Raw genomic sequence first — 21,086 nt, forward strand, 5'->3', positions numbered from 1 at the left:
GCCACCAGGGCCGCAAGATGTCCGGATTGAGGCAGAGGTTGCCTGTCTGTGCTGTGGGATGCGCTACAAAAACCCTGATCCGTTTGAGGATTGAAAGCGGCGCCGCATAGCTTCATGCGGGCTGTTCGTCAGGCAGTGCGCCGCATCCGCGGCACCGAACAGTCATCGCCGAGTCCCCGTACGGCGCGAGCCAGGGGAGCCGGGGACCCATGAAGTCCCTGGGGTGAATCGGACGCCCGCGCGAACGCGAGGGGGCCCGTAGGAGACCTTCCTGCTCCGAACCCGTCAGCTAACCCGGTAGGCGAGAAGGAAGGAAAGGACCGCTCAACTTCATGGCGTTCACCTGCGCCACCGGCAAGCACCGTCGCCCCAGCCGGATGCAGCGCACCACCGCGCGCGCGGCGAGCGTCGCGGCGCTCACCACCACCGGTGTCATGGCCACCGTCGCCTCCGCCCCGGCCTTCGCCGCCGAGCCCACGCCCGAGGAGACGGGGCTGATCCCCGTCGTCACCGCCGGCGAGTCCGTCGCCGAGCAGATCGACGACCAGGTCGCCGTGCAGAAGAAGGCCGCCTTCGAGGAGGCCGCGCGCGTGGCCGCCGCCAAGAAGGCCGCGGAGGAGCGCGAGGCACGCGTGCGTGCCGCCCGCGAGGCCGAGCGCAAGCGCCTGAACGCCTTCGTGCTGCCGATCACCGGTTCCTACGTCTCCACCGGCTACCAGGCCAGCAGCTCGCTGTGGTCCTCCGGCAGCCACACCGGCATCGACTTCCACGCCGCCAGCGGCACGCCCGTGCACGCGGTCGGCCTGGGCACGGTCGTCGAGGCGGGCTGGGGCGGGGCGTACGGCAACCAGGTCGTCATCAAGATGAACGACGGCACCTACACCCAGTACGGTCACCTGTCCTCCATCGGGGTCTCCGTGGGGCAGCAGGTCACCCCGGGGCAGCAGATCGGCCTGTCCGGCGCGACCGGCAACGTCACCGGCCCGCATCTGCACTTCGAGGCCCGCACCACGGCGGAGTACGGCTCGGACATCGACCCGGTCGCCTACCTCCGCCAGCACGGTGTGAACGTCTGACGACACACGGCGACAGATCGTCCAGCCCCGGCCCGCGTGGCCGGGGCTTTCGCCGTTTACGACCCCCCGCTGTCCAAAAAATATCCCTGGATTCCGGTCCGCCATCGGAAATTCCGGCTCATTGCAATAGAGTCACGGAACACACGTCAATCGTCGACGTTTCACGGGGATTAAGGCGGAGGTCGGTCATGCGTATTCCGGCGCACTCGGTGTGCACGGCCATCCGGGACGACATCGTCGCGGGTGTCTACGAGCGCGGCAGCCGCCTCACCGAGGAACTCCTCGCCCGCCGCTACGGAGTTTCCCGCGTCCCCGTCCGGGAGGCACTGCGCACCCTGGAGGCCGAGGGTTTCGTCGTCACCCGGCGCCACGCGGGCGCGTGCGTCGCGGAGCCGACCGAGCAGGAGGCGGCCGACCTGCTGGAGATGCGCATGCTCCTGGAGCCGCTCGGCGCCGCGCGGGCCGCCCAGCGCCGCACCGAGGCCCATCTGAAGGTGCTGCGCGGTCTGGTCCGGCTGGGCCAGGAGCGGGCCAGGAGGGGCAACAGCGAGGATCTGCGCTCCCTGGGCGGCTGGTTCCATGAGACGCTCGCCCAGGCCTCCGGAAGCCAGGCCCTGACGTCGATGCTCACCCAGCTGCGCCACAAGATCGCCTGGATGTACGCCGTGGAGGCGCCGGCCAACCCCGCGGAGTCCTGGGCCGAACACGGCGCCATCGTGGACGCGGTGGCGCGCGGCGACCAGGAGCGCGCGCGGACGGTCACGGCTCTGCACACCGAGCGGGCGACGGCGGCGCACCGGCTGCGTTTCTCCGGCGGCGCGGACCGTGTGAGGACTTCGCAACCTCCCGTAAACATGACGGGCCTGCGGCATTAACACGGGGGCCGTATACAAAGAAGGGATATTCGGCGGAGAGGTATTTCCGCTGCCCCTTTCCGCGCGCGCCCGGAATTCCCGGTGGCGTGCTCTTCGTGTGCCCGGGGGCGGGTTTCCGGTTATGCCGCGGGTAATTCCACAGCGCTGCCGCGAAAATCCGTACGAAAAACGGCGAAGCCGCGCCACCCGAGAGGGTGACGCGGCTTCGTGTGTGACTCAGACGGTCTCGGGGAGCTCCTCGAGACCCTCGGCGACCAGCTTCGCCAGCCGGTCGAGGGCGGCGTCCGCGCCCTCGGCGTCGGAGGCGAGGACGATCTCCTCGCCCCCCTGGGCGCCGAGGCCGAGGACGGCCAGCATGGAGGCCGCGTTGACGGGGTTGCCGTCAGCCTTGGCGATCGTCACCGGGACGCCTGCGGCCGTGGCGGCTCGGACGAAGATGGAGGCGGGGCGGGCGTGGAGGCCCTCGGCCCAGCCGACGTTGACGCGGCGCTCAGCCATGTGTTGCTGCCCTTCGGGGTTCAGGTTGTCTAGACCAGTGTTCCACACGTGAAGCGTGGGAGGAACGGGTCGAACGGCCCGTCCCTCGGGCGGTCGCCGGATCGCGGCCTCGATCCGGCGACCGTCCTCCCACAGACTGCCTCGCGCCGTTGTCGGACGCGAGCCGTACTCTGGGCCCCATGCAGAGCGCCTCGGACCGGCACGAGTACCCCGCCCACTGGGAGGCCGACGTGGTGCTGCGCGACGGCGGCACCGCGCGCATCCGCCCCATCACCGTTGATGACGCCGAGCGCCTGGTCAGCTTCTACGAGCAGGTCTCGGACGAGTCGAAGTACTACCGCTTCTTCGCGCCCTACCCGCGACTGTCCGCCAAGGACGTCCACCGCTTCACGCACCACGACTTTGTGGACAGGGTGGGACTCGCGGCCACGGTCGGCGGCGAGTTCATCGCAACCGTACGCTATGACCGCATTGGCGCCGACGGCATGGCCGCCTCCGCACCCGCCGACGAGGCCGAGGTCGCCTTCCTCGTCCAGGACGCCCACCAGGGGCGCGGCGTCGCCTCCGCCCTGCTCGAACACATCGCGGCCGTCGCGCGCGAGCGCGGCATCCGCCGGTTCGCCGCAGAGGTGCTCCCCGCCAACACCAAGATGATCAAGGTGTTCACGGACGCCGGCTACACCCAGCAGCGCAGCTTCGAGGACGGCGTCGTCCGCCTGGAGTTCGACCTCGAACCCACCGAACGCTCCCTGGCCGTGCAGCGCGCGCGGGAACAGCGCGCCGAGTCCCACTCCGTACGGCGGCTGCTGGCGCCCGGCTCCGTCGCCGTGATCGGCACCGGACGCGCCCCCGGAGGCGTCGGCCGCGGCGTCCTCGGCAACCTCCGGCAGGCGGGCTTCACCGGACCCCTGTTCGCCGTGAACCGGGCGTTCCCCGAAGACCTCAAGGAGCTCGACGGGGTCCCCGCCCACCGCTCCGTGCGCGACATCCCCGGCCCCGTCGACCTCGCGATCGTCGCCGTACCCGCCGAGCACGTGACCGAGGTCGTCACCGAATGCGGCGAACACGGCGTCCAGGGACTCGTGGTCCTCTCCGCCGGGTACGCCGAGAGCGGCCCCGACGGGCGCGAGCGCCAGCGCGCACTCGTACGGCACGCACGCGCGTATGGCATGCGGATCGTCGGCCCCAACGCCTTCGGCCTCATCAACACCTCCCCGCAGGTGCGGCTCAACGCCTCGCTCGCCCCGGAGATGCCGCGCCCCGGCCGCATCGGCCTGTTCGCCCAGTCCGGCGCCATCGGCATCGCCCTGCTGTCCCGCCTGCACCGCCGCGGCGGAGGCGTCACCGGTGTCACCGGCGTGTCCACCTTCGTCTCCTCCGGCAACCGCGCGGACGTCTCCGGCAACGACGTCCTGCAGTACTGGTACGACGACCCGGACACCGATGTCGCCCTGATGTACCTGGAGTCCATCGGCAACCCGCGCAAGTTCACCCGCCTCGCGCGGCGTACCGCCGCGGCCAAGCCCCTGGTCGTCGTCCAGGGCTCCGGCTCCGCCCCGCAGGGCCACGCCGTACGCGCGACCCGGCTCCCGCACGCCACGGTCTCGGCGCTGCTGCGCCAGGCCGGCGTGATCCGCGTCGACACCATCACCGAACTGGTCGACGCAGGGCTGCTGCTCGCCCGCCAGCCCCTGCCGACCGGGCCCCGGGTGGCGATCCTGGGCAACTCCGAGTCGCTGGGGCTGCTGACCTACGACGCCTGTCTCTCCGAGGGCCTGCGTCCGCTGCCGCCGCTGGACCTCACCACGGAGGCGTCGGCCGAGGACTTCCACGCGGCGCTCGCCCGCGCGCTCGCCGACGAGACCTGCGACGCGGTCGTGGTGACGGCGATACCGGCGATCGGTGAGGCCTCGCCGAGCGACGCGGCGCTCGCCGAGGCACTGCGCTCGGCCGCGGCCGCGGCCCCCGCCAAGCCGGTGCTCGTCGTCCATGTGGAACTGGGCGGTCTCGCGGCCGCCCTGTCCGCCGCCACGAGCACCGCACCGCGCTCCGGCGCGACCGCACGCGCGCGCGGCGCGGCGGCGGACGGCGGGACGCAGCCGCCGGCCGCCGGCGACATCCCCGAGGGACCCGCCGCCGTCGCGGCCCCCGAGGGCGCCCACCTCATCCCGGCCTACCCCGCGGCCGAGCGGGCCGTGCGCGCCCTCGCCGAAGCGGTGAAGTACGCGCAGTGGCGCCGCGAGGCCGCCGACCCCGGCAAGGTGCCCGAGTACGAGGACATCGACGAGAAGGGCGCCGCCCGGCTGATCGAGGGGCTCCTCTCGCGCGGCCAGGGCCTCACCCTCGGCACCGAGGAGACCTGCGAGCTGCTCGGCCGCTACGGCGTCCACACCCGCCGGGCCCTCCCCGCGCCCACCCCGGACGACGCGGCGCGGGCCGCCGGTGCCCTCGGCTACCCCGTCGCCCTCAAGGCCACCGCCCCGCACCTGCGGCACCGCGCCGACCTGGGCGGCGTACGCCTCGACCTCGCCGACGAAGAGCAACTGCGGCGGGCGTACGCCGAGTTGACCGAGCTGTTCGGGAAGCCGGAGGAACTCCGTCCGGTCGTCCAGGCGATGGCCCCGCGTGGGGTCGACACGGTCGTCCGCGCGGTCATCGACCCGGCAGCCGGAGCCGTACTGTCCTTCGGGCTCGCCGGGGCGGCCTCCCAGCTGCTCGGCGACATGGCCCACCGCCTGGTCCCGGTCACCGACCGCGACGCGACGTCCATGATCCGCTCGATCCGCACCGCCCCCCTCCTCTTCGGCTGGCGCGGCTCCACCCCCGTCGACACCCCCGCCCTGGAGGAACTCCTCCTGCGTGTCTCCCGCCTGGTCGACGACCACCCGGAGGTCGTCGCGGTCACCCTGGAGCCGGTCGTCGTCGCCCCGCACGGTCTGAGCGTGCTCGGCGCCTCGGTCCGCCTCGCCCCGCCCCCGGCCCGCGACGATCTCGGCCCGCGGACACTGCCGGCCTACTGAACGACGCCGCCGGTGATCGCCCTCGGCCCGGACGGGGGCGGCGCCGAGCCGGTGCCCCGCCTCGTGGCCGCGGAACGTCCGGAGACCGTCCGGGAGGCCGTCCCGAGGCACCGGCGCGAGGACACCGCGCCCGGCCGGAGGGCAGCCCCGTGGGTGCGGCCGCCCGGCCGTCCGGATCCGGCTCGTGGGCGCGCGTCCGGAAGGGCGACGGGACCGGCCGCGCGCATGCCGACGGAGGCGGGGAAGCACCCGCGAGCGGTGCCTCGCAGTCAGTGGGTCCCCGTAGGATGGACGGCATGGCCAAGACCAGTACGACGACCCAGGGGCTGCGCGCGGCGATCGAGCGGAGCGGCTACTACCCGGCCCTCGTGGCCGAGGCGGTGGAGGCCGCTGTGGGCGGCGAGCCCATCCGGTCGTACCTGGTCCACCAGGAGACCACGTTCGACCAGAACGAGGTGCGCCGGCATGTGACCGTGCTGGTCCTCACCGGCAACCGCTTCATCGTCAGCCACACCGACGAGCAGGCCGCCGACACCACCTCCCCGACGCCGTACGCCACGACCTCCACGGAGTCCGTGAAGCTCGGCCGGATCTCCTCGGTCGTCGTCAGCCGCGTGGTCGCCAACCCCGAGTCGTACACGCCGGGCACCCTGCCGCGCGAGGTGGTGCTCACCATCGGCTGGGGCGCCGTCTCCCGCATCGACCTGGAGCCGGCCGCCTGCGGCGACCCCAACTGCGACGCCGACCACGGCTACACGGGCAACTCGACGGCGGACGACCTCAGTCTGCGCGTCAGCGAGGCGGGCGACGGCCCGGAGACGGTGCGCCAGGCGCTCGCCTTCGCCCAGGCGCTCTCCGAGGCGACCGCGGACCTGTCCCGCTGATGTCCCACCCGTCGCCCCCCGCCGCCCATGACCGAGGGCGCCCCGCCGATCCCGCCTCCGCCGAGTCCGCCTGGGACGACGTGGAGATCCTTGACGTGTCCTCCGCCCCCGTCCCCGCATACGGCTCCGGCTCCCTCGCCGACCTGCTGCCCACGCTGGCCGCGGGCCTCGGCGTACCCGGTATGACCCCGGCGATCCCGGAGCTCACCCCGGCCGACCGCAACTGCGTCTTCCTGATCGACGGCCTCGGCTGGGAGCAGATCAAGGCCCACCCGGACGAGGCGCCGTACCTGCACGCGCTCCTCGGCAGCTCGCGCGGCGGCACCGGACGCCCGCTCACCGCCGGCTACCCGGCGACCACCGCGACCTCCCTCGCCTCCGTCGGCACCGGTCTCCCGCCGGGCGCCCACGGACTGCCCGGCTACACCGTCCGCAACCCGGCCACCGGCGAGCTGATGAACCAGCTCCGGTGGCAGCCGTGGACCGCGCCGGGCCCCTGGCAGCCGTACCCGACGGTCTTCCAGCTCGCCGACGCCGCCGGTGTGCACGCCGCGCAGGTCTCGTCGCCCGCGTTCCAGAACACCCCGCTGACGAAGGTCGCGCTCAGCGGCGGAACGTTTCACGGGCGGCTGACCGGCGAGGAACGCATGGACCTCGCCGCCGAGCAGCTCGCGGCCGGCGACCGCTCCCTGGTCTACACGTACTACGCCGAACTGGACGGCGCGGGCCACCGCTACGGCGTCGCCTCCGACACCTGGCGCGGCCAGCTCATGTACGTGGACCGGCTCGTCCAGCGCCTGGCCGAGCAGCTGCCGCCGCGCAGCGCGCTCTACGTCACCGCCGACCACGGCATGGTCGACGTGCCCTTCGACGAGCAGCACCGCATCGACTTCGACGAGGACTGGGAGCTGCGCGCCGGAGTCGCCCTGCTGGGCGGCGAGGGCCGCGCCCGCCACGTCTACGCGGTACCGGGCGCCGAGAACGACGTGCTGACCTGCTGGCGCGAGGTGCTGGGCGAGCAGTTCTGGGTGGCCTCGCGGGACGAGGCGATCGCCGCGGGCTGGTTCGGGCCGCAGATCGACGAACGCGTGTACCACCGCCTGGGCGACGTGATCGCGGCCGCCCGGGACGACGTCCTGATCATCGCCTCCGAGCGGGAGCCCAAGGAGTCGGCCATGGTCGGCAACCACGGCTCCATGACCCCTGCCGAGCAGCTCGTCCCCCTGCTCGAAGTACGCTCCTGAAGCCAGGCCCCCGCCGTCCTCGTCCCCTCCCCACTCACCGAAAGGTGCTCACCTCACCATGCCCGAGCTGGTGTTCTTCTCCGGAACCATGGACTGCGGGAAGTCGACGCTGGCTCTGCAGATCGAGCACAACCGCTCCGCGCGCGGCCTGCAGGGCATGATCTTCACCCGCGACGACCGCGCCGGCCAGGGCAAGCTGTCCTCCCGCCTCGGCCTGGTCACCGACGCGGTCGAGGTCGAGGACGGCCAGGACCTGTACGCGTACCTCGTCGACCACCTCTCCCAGGGCGGCCGCGCGGACTACGTGATCGCGGACGAGGCCCAGTTCCTCGCCGAGGAGCAGATCGACCAGCTCGCGCGCGTGGTCGACGACCTCGGCATAGACGTGTACGCCTTCGGCATCACCACCGACTTCCGCTCCAAGCTGTTCCCCGGCTCCCAGCGGCTCGTCGAACTCGCCGACCGGGTCGAGGTCCTCCAGGTCGAGGCCCTGTGCTGGTGCGGAGCCCGCGCCACGCACAACGCCCGCACGGTGGGCGGTGTCATGGTCGTCGAGGGCGCGCAGGTCGTCGTCGGCGACGTCAACCAGGCGGACACCATCGGTTACGAGGTCCTGTGCCGCCGGCACCACCGCCGCCGCATGACGAGCGCCTCCGCACGCGCCGGGGCCCTCTCGCCGGACGTCCTTCCGGTCCCGCCCTTCTGAGCCCGCTCCGCAAGCCGCGCGGACCCCGGCCCGACCGCAGGGACCGCGTGCAAGCCGGCCTCACCGCAGAGCCGCGCCGCTCGGCAGGAAGCCGTCCGTGTGCCGGGGCGGCGGTGGGCCGGGACGGTCGAGCAGGCGGCGTGGCCGTTCCGCCGGTCTGCCCCACTCGCGCTCGTCGTCGTCCGGCGCCCGGGAGACGCGGCCCGGCTGTGGCTCCTGGTGCGCGGCGTGGCGGACGAGGGTGAGCCACAGTCGCACGGCACGTTCGATCGCGGCCCAGCGGTCGGCCGCGGAGTCCTCGGCGCACGCCCGTTCCTCGGCGTACAGGCGTACCAGTTCGTGGAACCGGTAGCGGATCCGGCCGGTGTCGTCGGGAGCCGGCATCTCCAGCAGATGGGCCTCCACCAGCGCCTCGACCAGTTGTTCGGCCTCGGCGAGGGAGACCCCGAGCAGGGGTGAGCCGAGCCAGGGCGCGAGGTCGACCGGTCCCAGCAGGGCCAGGCGCCGGAAGGCCAGACGTTCCGGCGCGGACAGTCCCCGGTAGCTGCGCGCGATCGCGGTGCGCACGTCCAGGTCGCCGGTGCGCAGCTCGTCCAGCCTGCGGTGCTCGTCCCGCAGCCGTGCGGCCAGGCCGGCGAGGGGCCACCGGCCGCGGGCGCCGAGCCGGGAACCCGCCACGCGGATCGCGAGCGGCAGCCCACCGCACAGCCGCGCGATGTCGAGCGCGGCGGACGGTTCCGCGGCGACCCGGTCGGCTCCCACCAGGCTCCCCAGCAGCTCGACCGTGGACCTCGGACCGAGCGCTCCCAGCCCGACCCGTGCCGACGCATCCAGACCGGTCAGGTGCCGGCGGCCGGTGACCAGCGCGGCACTGCCGCCGGACCCGGGCAGGAGCGGCTGGACCTGGCGGTCCCCGGCGGCGTCGTCCAGGACCACCAGGACCCGACGGCGGGCGAGCACGGTGCGGTAGAGCGCGGTGCGTTCGGAGAGTCCGCCCGGTACCTGCTCCGCCCGTACGCCCAGCGCCCGCAGGAACTCCGCGACGACCTCACCCGGGTGGGCGGACCGTGCCGGGTCGGCGCCGCGCAGGTCGGCGTACAGCTGCCCGTCGGGAAAGGACGCCGCCACCCGGTGGGCGACGTGCAGGGCGAGGGCCGTCTTCCCGACACCGCCCATCCCGTGCACGACACAGACCTGGCCGGGGACCTCCTCAGAGGAGCCGCCGGTCCGCGTGAGCGCCGTGACCAGACGCTCCGTCTCCGCCCGGCGGCCCGTCAGACAGCCCACCGCGGCGGGCAGCTGCCGGGGCGTCCGCAGCCCGCCGGTGACGGTGACCACGGCCGGTTCCGGGGTGAGCCGGGGGAGGCGGCTGCCGGGGCCGAGCGCGTCGGCGGCCAGCAACTGCGCGTGCAGATCGGTCAGTTCTGGGCCGGGCTCCACTCCCAGTTCCTGGCGCAGCAGCCGGCTGCTGTCCCGGTACACGGCGAGGGCGTCCGCCCGGCGTCCCGCGCGGTAGAGGGCCACCATCAGCAGCCCCCGTAATCGCTCCCGCAGCGGATGACCGGACACCAGCCGGGTCAGCTCACCGATCAGTTCCGCGCCGCCGCCGGCCTGGAGCCTTGCGTCCATCAGCTGCTCGGCGGCGGCGGTCCGCATCTCCTCCAGCCGGGTGGCCTCCACCCGCAGCGCCGGGCTCCTCGCGCCGCCCAGGGCAGGGCCGCGCCACAGGCCGAGCGCCCGCTCCAGCGTGTCCGCAGCCGCCGTGTGCCGGCTCCGCTCCCGTTCCAGCCGGCTGCGCTCGACCAGGTTCTGGAAGAGCCACAGATCCAGCTTCTCCGCCTCCGGCTGGAACAGATAACCGCTGGGCCGGGTCACGATCACCGGCGCGCTGCCCGGCCGGTGCAGCACCCGGCGCAGGGCCGCCACATAGCTCTGGACGAGTTTCGCGGCGGTGGCCGGCGGATCCTCCCCCCACACGGCGTCCACCAGCCGGTCCACCGGTACCACGCGGCCGGCGTCGACCAGCCCCGCGGCCAGCAGCGCGGTCGGTTTGCGCGCGAAGGACGGGAGTCTCCGTCCCGCTCCCCACACCTCCACCGGTCCCAGCACACGGAATTCCATGCGTCCCCCCATGAATCCCCCCGACGCGCCCGAGCGTGCGCGCGCCGCCGTTCGGTCTGCGGCCAACGATGCCGCGCGCTACACGCGTGGCGCCAGAGCCCCGCCGCGTCCGGCCGGTCCCACCCGAGCCACCGGGCCCACGAACCACGGTCCGGCGGCCCCACTGCACCGGGACTGCACCGGAACGGCGGTCGCCCTGTGCCACCGCTGCACCGCACGGGTTCACGGTGAGTCGGCGAGGGGCGGCGCGATGCCCGTGTGCCGCCCTCCTTCCCTCCCCCCGGGTCCGCCCGGGGCCGGACGACGGAGAGAGAAACGACATGACGGTACGAACCACGGTGTCAGGTCTGCGCAGGAAGGCGGCGGTCGTCGCGGGGCTGGCCGCGATGCTGGCCGCCGGAGGAGTGGTCGCGGCGTCGCCGGCGTCGGCGGGTCCCAACTGCGCCTCGGGCTACCACTGCGTCTTCTTCACGGACATCAACTCGGCCAAGCACTCGTACTTCGACACCGACACGGACTTCGGCAACGACACGTTCAGCAACGGCGTCACGGTGAGCAACCAGGTGTGGTCCGCCAGCAACTCCAGCAACAGCGGTTACGAGAGCCACTACTACAACTACACCGGCAGTGACTGGAGCGCGAACGGCTTCCTCTTCTGCGTGAACCCGGGCGACTACGCCAACTCCCACTACGACGACGGCGACACGAACAGCAGGGCGAACGGCGCCCCGCTGCCCACCTCCCTGCGCAACAAGGCCAGCTCGCTGCGGCTGCGCGGCACGACGTCCATCGACTGCTACTGATCCCCACCGCCGCCATCCGCGAACGCGCCGGGTCCCGACGGGCGACCGCCGGGACCCGCGCCGCGCGCCGCATCCCCGCCGAGGAACTCATGTTGCTGATCACACAAGGCAGCCGTGGCCGCCGCGTCGCCGCGCTCCTGCTCGTCCTGGTCGTGGGCGCGACGGCATGGGCTTTCAGCGCCCGGGCCGGGGACTCGCGGACGGACGCCGGGAAGGCGGCGGCCCTCTCGCCGGCGGAGCTGAACGAGCTCGGCACCAGACCGCCGATCTACGCACTGGTCTACAGCTGGGGCCCGGAGAAGGAACGCATCGCCACCGCGAAGCAGCGGCTCATCACCACGTGCATGGCGCGCAAGGGGTTCACCTATCGCGCGGCGCCCGTGGCCGGGGCCGGCGAGACCGACATCCCCCGTCCGAAGCCGTTCGGCGTCGAGACCCTGGAGTCCCGGGGGAGCACGGGGGACGAGGCGGCCGAGTCGCTGCCGCCCGAGCGGCCCGAGAGCAAGGCGTTCTCCCGGGCGCTCTTCGGAGACCCGGACGACAAGGTGAAGGTGAAGGGCAGGTTCGTGGACGTGGCGCAGCCCTCGACGGGCTGTCAGGCCGAGGCGGAGAAGCGGCTGCTCGGCGACGGGCGCGGGCGATGGCTGACGCTGCGGCTGCGGCTCGGCGAGGGGGAGCGGGAGTCGTTGGAGAGCCTGGAGCGGGACACGGCGTTCCGGAGGGTCGGCGCGCGGTGGCAGAGGTGCATGGCACACGCGGGGTTCGGCGCCCGGACACCCGTGGGTCTGCTCAAGGCACTGCCGGCCGGGACCGATCTCCGCACCCACCCGGCCGTCCGGGCGGACCTTCGCTGCAAGGCCGGCACCGGCTACCTGCAGACCGCCTACGCCAGGCTGGCCGCGACGCAGCAGCGGTGGCTGGACGCGCACCCCGACGTCCTCGCGGACCGCACGGCACTGTTCCTGCGGCAGCGGTCGGCCGCGGACGCCGTCCTCGGCACCTGACCGTGAGTCAGCGGGGCTGCTCGATCAGGGCGAAGCGGGCTCCCTCGGGATCGGCCACGTCGGCCACGCGCCCGTGCGCGCTGTCGTGGGCCGGTCCGAGGGCGTGTCCGCCCAGGTCGACGACGAGGGCGAGCGCGGCGTCCGCGTCGGCCACCTCGAAGTACGTCACCCAGTGCGGTCCCCGGTCCCGGGGCAGCGCGGTGCCCATGCCGTGGATGCCGGCGACCGGCCGCCCGCCGATGTTCAGGGTCACGTAGTCCAGGTCGGCGGACACCTTGGCCTCCCGCGTGTAGCCGAACACCGTCTCGTAGAACTTGACGACGCCCGCGGTCTCGAAGGTCAGCAGTTCGTTCCAGGCGGGCGTGCCGGGCACCCCGGTGAGGTTCGTGCCCTGGTGGGCCGCCACCTGCCAGATGCCGAAGACGGCGCCGGAGGGATCGGAGCCGATCGCGAGGCGCCCGGCGTCGGCGGCGTCCAGGGGGCCGACCCCGATGGTGCCGCCGCACAGCCGCACCGTCTCCGCGCTCGCGTCCACGTCGTCGGAGGCGAGGTAGGGCGTCCAGGCGACGGGGAGGTGGCGGTCCGGGGGCAGTTGGCCGATGCCGGCCACCTCGCGGCCGTCGAGCAGAGCGCGTACGTAGGGGCCGAGCTGGTGCGGACCGGGTTGGAATTCCCAACCGAACAGCTCACTGTAGAACTCCTGGGTGGCCGTCAATCCGTGCACCATGAGACTCACCCAACAGGGTGTACCGGGCGCGTGCCGGGCGTGCGCTGTGCCGTTCAGGCCGGCCGACCCACGTGCCTCGGTCATCGTCCCTCTCTCCTCGGCACCTCTCGGTGACCGTGTCGCTTCCGCCCTCGGAGGATGCCTGATGGGGGGTTTCTCGTCGGTTTACGCGCGGTTGTCGACGTATGTCGATCGCCTGTACGGCATGTGCTCGATCCCGTACGCCTCGTGATCGAGCGTGTCCGGCCGAGCAGAGTAGCCGGACCTGAGCGTGGGGGCCACCCCGTGCGGGAGGATGGTGGCCATGAACGCCATCATCACCGCAACCGAACTCGCCGGCGACCTGGCGGGGGAGAACCCGCCCGTCGTTCTCGACGTTCGCTGGCAGCTCACCGTGGCGAAGGCGGCGGGGGAGCCGCCCTTCGACGGCCGGGCCGCCTACGAGGCCGGACATGTACCCGGTGCGGTCTACGTCGACCTGGACAGCGAACTCGCGGGAGCGGCGGGCGCCGCCGGCCGGCACCCGCTGCCCGGCCTCGCGGAGTTCGGCGCGGCGATGCGCCGGGCCGGGGTGTCGGCCGGGCGACCCGTGGTCGTGTACGACGGAGGACAGGGCTGGGCGGCGGCCCGCGCGTGGTGGCTGCTGCGCTGGACGGGTCACCCGGACGTGCGGGTCCTCGACGGCGGGTTGCCGCAGTGGCGGGGTGACCTCTCGGTCGACGTCCCCGCGCGCGTGGAGGGCGACTTCGAGCCGGTGCCGGGCGCCACGGGCCTCCTGGACGCGGACGGGGCCGCCGAACTGGCCCGGTCCGGAGTGCTGTTCGACGCGCGGGCGGGAGAGCGGTACCGGGGCGAGGTCGAGCCGATCGACCGGGTCGGCGGACACATCCCCGGCGCGGTGTCCGCGCCCACCACCGACAACGTGGGCCCGGACGGCCGTTTCCTGCCCGCGGAGGAGCTGCACGACCGCTTCAAGGCGCTGGGAGTGTCCGACGGCACCGAGGTGGGCGTGTACTGCGGCTCGGGCGTCTCCGGCGCCCACGAGGTGCTGGCGCTGGCGGTGGCGGGCATTCAGGCGGCTCTGTACGTGGGTTCCTGGTCGGAGTGGTCGTCGGACCCGTCCCGGCCGGTCGCCGTGGGACCCGAGCCGCAGTGACCTGTGTCGCACCGGGGCGTACAAAGGGGCCGCGCCGAGTAGGCGCGGCCCCTTTGTACGTATGAACCTTCGTGCGAACCGATACCGGTGAACGGGCAGGTGCCCCGGCAAAGTTGCCGGAGGGCGGCTTACTCCTGCTTCTTGCGGCGTGTTCCGAACACGATCTCGTCCCAGCTCGGCACCGCGGCCCGGCGGCCCGGACGGACGCCGTCCGCCTCGGCCTGGCGGTCGGTGGCGCCGATCAGCCGGTCGCGGTGGCTGCCGACGGACCGGGGCATGAGGACGTCCGCGTAGGCGGAACCGGCGGAGGCGGCGGGCGCCGGCGGCTCCTCGGCCGCGGGCTCCTGCTCCTCGGGCTCCTCCGACGGCTCCGAAGGCCGCTCCGGGACGACCATGTCGCCCCGGAAACTCGGCACCGCCTCCAGCAGGCTGGTCAGCGAGTCCCGCTCCCGCTCGCCGGTGGTCTCCTCGGCCGGTTCGGCCGACGGCGCGGGCGGGCTCGGCCGCTCCAGCGCACGGTCCATCGTGCGGTCGCGCGGCAGTCGCGCGATGCGCGGGACGAACGGAAAGCTGGGCTCGGGCGCGGCGAGGTCGTCGGACTCGCCGATCAGCGAGCGGGCCTCGTCGTCGACGGCCTGGACGAGCCGCCGGGGCGGGTCGTACGTCCAGCTCGCCGAGTGCGGTTCGCCCGCGACCCGGTAGACGAGCATGACCTCCCAGGTGCCGTCGTCGCGGCGCCAGGAGTCCCACTGCACGGTGTCCTTCTCGGCGCCGCGCAGCAGCAGCCGCTCCTGGACGGCCTCGCCGAGCTGGGGGCCGGCGGCGTTCTCACCGGGCCGGCGGACGGGTGTCTTGCGGGCCCGCTCGGCCATGAAGGCGCGCTCGGCCAGCACGGGGCCCTCGAACCGGCGTACGCGGTCGACGGGGATGCCTGCCATCTGCGCGACCTCTTCCGCGGTCGCGCCGGCTCGTATACGCGCCTGGATGTCACGGGGGCGGAGATGGCTCTCCACCTCGATCTCGATCTGGCCGAGGCGGGGACGGTCGCCGCGTACGGCGGCGCGCAGACGCTCGTCAATCGGAAGCGTGTACTCCGTGCTGTCCGCAGCCTTCAGCACCAGCCGTGTGCCGTCATTCGAGACGGCCACGACACGCAGTTCGGGCATGGGGACCTCCCGGGTGGTGCCTGCCGACGTCACGTGCGTCGCTGCTTCCGCTAGTCGAGTGTGGCCTGCCCGGGTGCAGCCTGCCACAACCTTGCCGAGTTGCCCGGCGTGTCGGGCGCGGGCCCTGGATCGCCGTTATGGCACGGTTACCTATTCGCCACGCTAAGTGACCAACGCCGTCACCCTGTGCAACTAGTCCCCTCCTGGCGGTCCAGCAAGGCCCCGGACACCCTGTAGGGAGGCCGGGCCCAGGGCTCGCAACAGTACTCCATTTGGGCCACGTGCGTGGATTGGCGCGCCGCCCAACTTCTGGCAAGAGGTGGGACTTGGCCGTCCGTTAAGCGGTTTCTGTGATCTTGAAAGTGGCGTATTTCACGCTATTTTCCGCAGACTCGGCCATCGGGTCCGGTTCGTGCGTTTCCGTTCCGGTGCCGAATCCCGCTGTCGCTCCGGAGCGCCTCGCCGGGGCCGGAACGCCGCTACGCCCCGAGAACCCTCCGCAGGTAGTCGTTCTGGAAGCGGCGGTCGGGGTCCAGCCGGTCCCGCAGCGCGGTGAACTCGCCGAAACGCGGGTAGACCTGGGCGAAGTACTCCGCGTCGCGCGTGTGGATCTTCCCCCAGTGCGGTCGGCCCTCGTGTGCGGTGAAGATGCGCTCGGCGGCGGTGAAGTACGCCTGATAGGGGGACCCCTTGACCATGTGGACGGCGATGTACGCGCTGTCGCGGCCGGACGCGGTGGACAGCGTGATGTCGTCGGCCGGCGCGGTGCGCACCTCCACGGGGAAGCTGATCCTCATGCCGGAGCGGTCGACCATCGCCTTCAGCTCGCGCAGCGTCTCGGTGACGGCCGCGCGCGGGACGGCGTACTCCATCTCCATGAAGCGCACCCGGCGCGGGGACGTGAAGACCTTGTAGGGAAGGTCGGTGTAGGTGCGCGAGGACAGGGCCTTGCTGGAGATCTGGGCGATCGCCGGGATCGTGGCGGGCACCGCGCGGCCGACCCACTGCGCCACCTGGAAGACGCCGTTGGAGAGGAACTCGTCCTCGATCCAGCCGGACACCTGGCCCACCGGCCTGCGGGGACCCGCACTGCGGTTGTTGCGCTTGGTGTTGGTGTTGCCGGTGTGCGGGAACCAGTAGAACTCGAAGTGCTCGTTCTCGGCCCAGAGCTCGTCGAAGTCGGCGAGGACCCTGTCGAACGGCATCGGCTCCTCGCGCGCGGTGAGCAGGAAGACCGGCTCCACGGCGAAGGTGATCGCGGTGACGACGCCGAGGGCGCCGAGGCCGATCCGGGCGGCCGCGAAGACCTCCGGGTTCTCCTTCTCGGAGCAGGTGAGCACCGAGCCGTCGGCGGTGACCAGCTCCAGGCCCTTGATCTGGGCGGCTATCGAGCCGGACTCGCGGCCCGTGCCGTGGGTGCCGGTGCTGGTCGCCCCGGAAACCGTCTGCACCATGATGTCGCCCATGTTGGTGAGCGACAGACCCTCGCGCGCGAGGGCGATGTTGAGTCTCTTGAGCGGAGTGCCGGCCTCGACCGTGACGGTCATGTCGTCCCGGTCGATCTTGCGGATGCCGGTCAACAGTTGAGGGCGGATCAACACTCCGTCCGTGGCGGCGATCGCCGTGAAGGAGTGGCCGCTGCCGACCGCCTTCACCTTCAGCCCGTCCTCGGCGGCCCGGCGCACGGCGGCGGCCAGCTCGTCGACGGAGGCGGGCATGACCTCCCGCGCGGGACGGACGGACACATTGCCGCCCCAGTTACGCCACGTGCCGTTCTTCCCGCTCGCTGTGCTGCTCAACGGTGCCTCCCCGACCCGGAGCCGGCCTGCTGAGCCGGCGGTACCCGAGGAAACCGACCGCGACCGCGACGGCCCCGGACACCGCCGGGACCCCGTACCCGGCCCGTGCGCCCGCCGCGTCGATGACCCAGCCGGCGATCGAGGAGCCGAGCGCCACCCCGACCGCGAGCCCGGTGCTGATCCAGGTCATGCCCTCGGTCAATTGTGCGCGTGGTACGTGCTCTTCGATGAGGGACATGGTGGTGATCATCGTGGGAGCGATGGCCAGACCCGCAGCGAACAGCGCCACGGCCAGAAACGGCAAGTTTCCGACCAGTAGGAGGGGGATCATACTCACGGCCATCATGAACACGCCCAGCAGCCAGCGCCTTTCCGGTGCCCCTTGCGGCCGCAGCAGACCGAAGACGAGTCCGGCGACGCAGGAACCGGCCGCGTAGAGAGCGAGGACGACGCTCGCGGCGCCCTTGTGGCCCTGTTCGTCGGCGAAGGCGACGGTGACCACGTCGACCGCCCCGAAGATCGTGCCCGTCGCCACGAAGGTGGCCGCCAGGACCTGCAGACCGGGCGAGCGCAGCGCGGTCCCTCCGCCACGCTGCTCGCGCGGGTGCGGCTCGGGCTCGGTGGCCCGCTGTGCCGTCAGCCAGAAGACGCCGACGGCGAGGAAGCAGGCCGCCAGCAGGGGGCCCGCCTCGGGGAACCAGGCGGTGGACAGGCCGATGGAGATGATCGGCCCGAAGATGAAGCACACCTCGTCGACCACGGACTCGAAGGAGTACGCGGTGTGCAGCTGCGGCGTGCCCCGGTACAGGGACGCCCAGCGGGCCCTGATCATCGCGCCGAGACTCGGCACCGAGCCGATGCCCGCGGCGCACACGAACAGCAACCAGTCGGGCCACTCGAAGTGCGCCGCCAGCAGCAGTCCGGCCGCCGCAGTCAGCGCCACCAGTGTCGCGGGGCGCAGCACCCGGCGCTGACCGTACTGGTCCACCAGGCGCGATATCTGCGGCCCGACGAGCGCCGCCGCCAGCGCGATGGTCGCCGACAGGGCGCCCGCGAGTCCGTAGCGCCCGGTGAGCTGGGAGACCATCGTGACCACGCCGATGCCCATCATCGACAACGGCATCCGGCCGAGGAACCCCGCGGCGGAGAAGCCCTTGGAGCCGGGAGCGGCGAACAGGGCGCGGTAGGGGCTCGGCACGGGTGTCTCCGAAGGGTCCGGTCACGCGCGCGTGGCGGCTCGGCGCGGCGCGAGGAAAAGGCGGCTCGTGGGTGTGCGGTGACGCTCGGTAAGGCGTGAAGACAGTCCATACAGCTTACGAGTTAGGTCACCCTAACGCACCCCTCGCGCACCTCCCCGGCCAGGTGCCGCCCCCCGGTCCGCCGACTCACCCGGTCACCCGCCGTTTCCCGGCTGTCGGGGGCGGGTGGCAGGATCGACTCATGCCAGACGCGCTCGATGCCACCCCCTACGACGCCCTGCTCCTGCTCTCCTTCGGCGGCCCGGAAGGCCCGGACGACGTGGTCCCGTTCCTGGAGAACGTGACCCGCGGGCGCGGCATCCCCAAGGAACGCCTCAAGGAAGTCGGGCAGCACTACTTCCTGTTCGGCGGGGTCAGCCCCATCAACGACCAGAACCGCGCCCTCCTGGACGCCCTGCGCAAGGACTTCGCCGAACACGGCCTGGACCTGCCGATCTACTGGGGCAACCGCAACTGGGCCCCGTACCTCACGGACACCCTGCGCGAGATGGTCGCCGACGGCCGCCGCCGCGTCCTCGTCCTCGCGACCAGCGCCTACGCCTCCTACTCGGGCTGCCGCCAGTACCGCGAGAACCTCGCCGACTCGCTGGCCGCCCTGGAGGCCGAGGGCCTGCCGCTGCCGAAGATCGACAAGCTGCGGCACTACTTCAACCACCCCGGCTTCCTGGAGCCCATGATCGACGGCGTGGTCTCCTCCCTCGCCGACCTCCCGGAAGACCTCCGCGCCGGCGCCCACATCGCCTTCACCACTCACTCGATCCCGACGGCCTCGGCGGACACCTCCGGCCCCCCCGGGGGCCACGGCGACGGCGGGGCGTACGTGAGGCAGCATCTGGACGTGGCGCGCCTGATCGCCGACGCCGTCCGCGAGCGCACCGGCGTCGACCACCCGTGGCAGCTCGTCTACCAGTCCCGCTCCGGAGCCCCGCACATCCCGTGGCTGGAGCCCGACATCTGCGACCACCTGGAGGAGCGTCACGCGGCCGGGGTCCCCGCCGTCGTGATGGCACCCATCGGGTTCGTCTCCGACCACATGGAGGTCCTCTACGACCTCGACACGGAGGCCACGGCCAGGGCCGGTGAGCTGGGGCTGCCGGTGCGCCGCTCGGCCACCGTCGGCGACGACCCGCGTTTCGCCGCCGCCGTCCGCGACCTCGTCCTGGAGCGCGCCGCCGCCGAGAGCGGCCGGCAGGGCACGCCGTGCGCCCTGGGTGCCCTCGGCCCCAGCCATGACCTCTGCCCCGTCGGGTGCTGCCCGGCCCGCGGTCCCCGGCCGGCCGCCGCGGGCGCCGACAGCCCCTACGCGTGAGGAGCCCCGTGACCGACCCCCTGCACTCGGACCTGCTCAAGCTGGCCAAGGAGGCCGCCCGCCGGGCCGGTGAGCTGCTGCGGGACGGCCGCCCGGCCGATCTCGCGGTGGCCGCCACCAAGTCGAGCCCGATCGATGTCGTCACCGAGATGGACATCGCCGCCGAGAAGCTGATCACCGGCCTGATCTCCGAGCACCGCCCCGACGACGGCTTCCTCGGTGAGGAGGGCGCCGCCAGCCCCGGCAGCACCGGCGTCCGCTGGGTGATCGACCCCCTCGACGGCACGGTCAACTATCTGTACGGGCTGCCCACCTGGGCCGTCTCCATCGCCGCCGAGCAGGACGGCGAGACCGTCGTCGGGGTCGTCGAGATCCCGATGCGCGGGGAGTCGTACCACGCGGTGCGCGGCGCCGGGGCGCGGGCGACCGGAGCCTGGGAGGGAGAGCGCGTGCTGACCTGCCGTGCCCCGGCCCCCCTCGACCAGGCGCTGGTCTCCACCGGCTTCAACTACGTCACCGAGGTCCGCACGCACCAGGCCGACGTCGCGCAGCGGCTCATCCCGCTCCTGCGGGACATCCGGCGCAGCGGCTCGGCCGCCGTCGACCTGGCCGACGTGGCCGCCGGCCGCCTCGACGGCTACTACGAGCGCGGCCTGCACCCGTGGGACCTCGCCGCGGGTGACCTGATCGCCCGGGAGGCGGGCGCGCTGACCGGTGGACGCCCCGGAGAGCTCCCCTCACGCGATCTGGCGATCGCGGCCACCCCGGCGGTCTTCGGGCCCCTCCAGCGTCTCCTGGAGGACTTCGGCGCCTGGCACGACTGAGCGCCGCGGGGCGGAGCCGGCCGGCAGGCCGCTCCCGCCCGGCACGCGAAAGGGGCCCCGGCGCTGGATTCGCCGGGGCCCCTCCGTCAACGCGTACGCTCAGACGATCGACGCGCCGACCTCCACACCGTGTTCGGCGGCGAGGCGGCGCAGGTCGTCGAGCTCTGCCTGCTCCACTTCGACGAGGAAGTCGTCGCCCTCGTCACGAGCCCGCGTCAGATCGGACTCGGTCGCCCTTATGCGCTGCAGAAGTCCTGCGGTGAATGCGTCCATGCTGCGCCCCCTCGTCCTTGGGTCGTGGGTCGATGGCACAGGGATGTGCCGGTCGGGAAGGGGCGATCACGTCTCCAGTAGGTGCCCAGCGCTGCCCTGCCGGGCGGCGACGGTGCCGGACACCCACGCCCACTCTGCGGCAAGCGGATCGCGGAGCACCACTGGTGTTGTGGCACATGCAGAGCGTGATCGCGGGGTGTAAAGCCGTCCTCCCCCCGCTCCCTTCCACGGAAACCTCAACCGGACGAGAAAATCTCGCATTCCCGGGGTTCATACCTGCCCTTCATCGCCCGCTCACCGTCTTACCGCCGACTTATGGCCGAAAAGGGCAGGATGGAAGCA

The 21,086-nt window shown here is 72.7% G+C and carries 19 protein-coding genes and 1 riboswitch; of the genes, 11 read left to right on the forward strand and 8 right to left on the reverse strand.

Annotated elements, in window-relative coordinates; all coding sequences use genetic code 11:
* The first annotated feature begins 156 nt into the window (after window positions 1–156).
* Window positions 157–318, forward strand: a riboswitch (cyclic di-AMP (ydaO/yuaA leader).
* Window positions 319–332: 14 nt separating this feature from the next.
* Together ACFY30_RS29510 and ACFY30_RS29515 are read left to right on the forward strand one after the other, a co-directional pair.
* Complete coding sequence (locus ACFY30_RS29510) at window positions 333–1,076, forward strand: M23 family metallopeptidase (RefSeq protein WP_390848196.1); 744 nt, start codon at window positions 333–335, stop codon at window positions 1,074–1,076.
* A 188-nt stretch (window positions 1,077–1,264) separates the two neighbouring features.
* The gene (locus ACFY30_RS29515) at window positions 1,265–1,951 is read left to right on the forward strand and encodes a GntR family transcriptional regulator (RefSeq protein WP_390848197.1); all 687 of its coding nucleotides are present in this window, start codon (window positions 1,265–1,267) and stop codon (window positions 1,949–1,951) included.
* A 216-nt stretch (window positions 1,952–2,167) separates the two neighbouring features.
* On the opposite strand, the gene ACFY30_RS29520 is transcribed toward ACFY30_RS29515, so the two are convergent.
* Window positions 2,168–2,449, reverse strand: a complete 282-nt coding sequence (locus ACFY30_RS29520; RefSeq protein WP_030021209.1) for an HPr family phosphocarrier protein — start codon at window positions 2,447–2,449, stop codon at window positions 2,168–2,170.
* Window positions 2,450–2,628: 179 nt separating this feature from the next.
* Here ACFY30_RS29520 and ACFY30_RS29525 point away from each other — a divergent pair, with 179 nt between their 5' ends.
* From ACFY30_RS29525 to ACFY30_RS29540, 4 genes are all read left to right on the forward strand, one after another.
* Window positions 2,629–5,469, forward strand: coding sequence for a GNAT family N-acetyltransferase (locus ACFY30_RS29525; protein WP_390848198.1), 2,841 nt, complete (start codon window positions 2,629–2,631; stop codon window positions 5,467–5,469).
* Window positions 5,470–5,756: 287 nt separating this feature from the next.
* Window positions 5,757–6,353: a DUF5998 family protein gene (locus tag ACFY30_RS29530; protein WP_390661964.1), complete on the forward strand. Its 597-nt coding sequence runs from the start codon at window positions 5,757–5,759 to the stop codon at window positions 6,351–6,353.
* Entirely contained in the window at window positions 6,353–7,597 is a 1,245-nt protein-coding gene (locus ACFY30_RS29535) for an alkaline phosphatase family protein (RefSeq protein WP_390848199.1), read from the forward strand. Before ACFY30_RS29530 ends, ACFY30_RS29535 begins: the two co-directional genes overlap by 1 nt.
* 58 nt (window positions 7,598–7,655) lie before the next feature.
* Window positions 7,656–8,303, forward strand: coding sequence for a thymidine kinase (locus ACFY30_RS29540; RefSeq protein ID WP_390661866.1), 648 nt, complete (start codon window positions 7,656–7,658; stop codon window positions 8,301–8,303).
* A gap of 60 nt (window positions 8,304–8,363) precedes the next feature.
* Here ACFY30_RS29540 and ACFY30_RS29545 read toward each other — a convergent pair whose 3' ends face one another.
* Entirely contained in the window at window positions 8,364–10,424 is a 2,061-nt protein-coding gene (locus ACFY30_RS29545) for a BTAD domain-containing putative transcriptional regulator (protein WP_390848200.1), read from the reverse strand.
* A gap of 320 nt (window positions 10,425–10,744) precedes the next feature.
* Between ACFY30_RS29545 and ACFY30_RS29550 the strand changes: the two genes are divergently transcribed.
* On the forward strand, window positions 10,745–11,227 hold the full coding sequence (locus tag ACFY30_RS29550) for a hypothetical protein (RefSeq protein ID WP_390661864.1): 483 nt from the start codon (window positions 10,745–10,747) through the stop codon (window positions 11,225–11,227).
* Window positions 11,228–11,316: 89 nt separating this feature from the next.
* Window positions 11,317–12,231: a hypothetical protein gene (locus tag ACFY30_RS29555; RefSeq protein WP_390848201.1), complete on the forward strand. Its 915-nt coding sequence runs from the start codon at window positions 11,317–11,319 to the stop codon at window positions 12,229–12,231.
* A gap of 7 nt (window positions 12,232–12,238) precedes the next feature.
* Here the strand turns inward: ACFY30_RS29555 and ACFY30_RS29560 are convergent, their stop codons facing one another.
* Together ACFY30_RS29560 and ACFY30_RS29565 are read right to left on the reverse strand one after the other, a co-directional pair.
* Window positions 12,239–13,042: a VOC family protein gene (locus tag ACFY30_RS29560; RefSeq protein ID WP_390848202.1), complete on the reverse strand. Its 804-nt coding sequence runs from the start codon at window positions 13,040–13,042 to the stop codon at window positions 12,239–12,241.
* A gap of 81 nt (window positions 13,043–13,123) precedes the next feature.
* Window positions 13,124–13,264: a hypothetical protein gene (locus tag ACFY30_RS29565; protein WP_390661861.1), complete on the reverse strand. Its 141-nt coding sequence runs from the start codon at window positions 13,262–13,264 to the stop codon at window positions 13,124–13,126.
* Here ACFY30_RS29565 and ACFY30_RS29570 point away from each other — a divergent pair.
* Complete coding sequence (locus tag ACFY30_RS29570) at window positions 13,263–14,114, forward strand: sulfurtransferase (RefSeq protein ID WP_390848203.1); 852 nt, start codon at window positions 13,263–13,265, stop codon at window positions 14,112–14,114. The two genes, ACFY30_RS29565 and ACFY30_RS29570, sit on opposite strands and share 2 nt — an antisense overlap.
* A gap of 128 nt (window positions 14,115–14,242) precedes the next feature.
* Here the strand turns inward: ACFY30_RS29570 and sepH are convergent, their stop codons facing one another.
* From sepH to ACFY30_RS29585, 3 genes are all read right to left on the reverse strand, one after another.
* A complete protein-coding gene (gene sepH, locus ACFY30_RS29575) occupies window positions 14,243–15,280 on the reverse strand; it encodes a septation protein SepH (RefSeq protein WP_390848204.1) in 1,038 nt (345 codons plus the stop codon).
* A gap of 479 nt (window positions 15,281–15,759) precedes the next feature.
* Window positions 15,760–17,079 carry a D-arabinono-1,4-lactone oxidase gene (locus ACFY30_RS29580; protein ID WP_390848205.1) on the reverse strand — a complete coding sequence of 440 codons (1,320 nt, stop codon included), beginning with the start codon at window positions 17,077–17,079 and terminating at the stop codon, window positions 15,760–15,762.
* On the reverse strand, window positions 17,039–18,277 hold the full coding sequence (locus tag ACFY30_RS29585) for an MFS transporter (protein WP_390848206.1): 1,239 nt from the start codon (window positions 18,275–18,277) through the stop codon (window positions 17,039–17,041). The genes ACFY30_RS29580 and ACFY30_RS29585 overlap by 41 nt, the downstream gene beginning before the upstream one ends.
* A 242-nt stretch (window positions 18,278–18,519) precedes the next feature.
* Between ACFY30_RS29585 and ACFY30_RS29590 the strand changes: the two genes are divergently transcribed.
* Together ACFY30_RS29590 and ACFY30_RS29595 are read left to right on the forward strand one after the other, a co-directional pair.
* The gene (locus ACFY30_RS29590) at window positions 18,520–19,647 is read left to right on the forward strand and encodes a ferrochelatase (RefSeq protein WP_390848207.1); all 1,128 of its coding nucleotides are present in this window, start codon (window positions 18,520–18,522) and stop codon (window positions 19,645–19,647) included.
* An 8-nt stretch (window positions 19,648–19,655) separates the two neighbouring features.
* Entirely contained in the window at window positions 19,656–20,471 is an 816-nt protein-coding gene (locus ACFY30_RS29595; protein ID WP_390848208.1) for an inositol monophosphatase family protein, read from the forward strand.
* 99 nt (window positions 20,472–20,570) lie between these two features.
* Here ACFY30_RS29595 and ACFY30_RS29600 read toward each other — a convergent pair whose 3' ends face one another.
* The gene (locus ACFY30_RS29600; RefSeq protein WP_390661853.1) at window positions 20,571–20,744 is read right to left on the reverse strand and encodes a hypothetical protein; all 174 of its coding nucleotides are present in this window, start codon (window positions 20,742–20,744) and stop codon (window positions 20,571–20,573) included.
* Window positions 20,745–21,086: the final 342 nt, after the last annotated feature.

This window comes from Streptomyces sp. NPDC000345 (assembly GCF_042898825.1).
Taxonomy (GTDB): Bacteria; Actinomycetota; Actinomycetes; order Streptomycetales; family Streptomycetaceae; genus Streptomyces.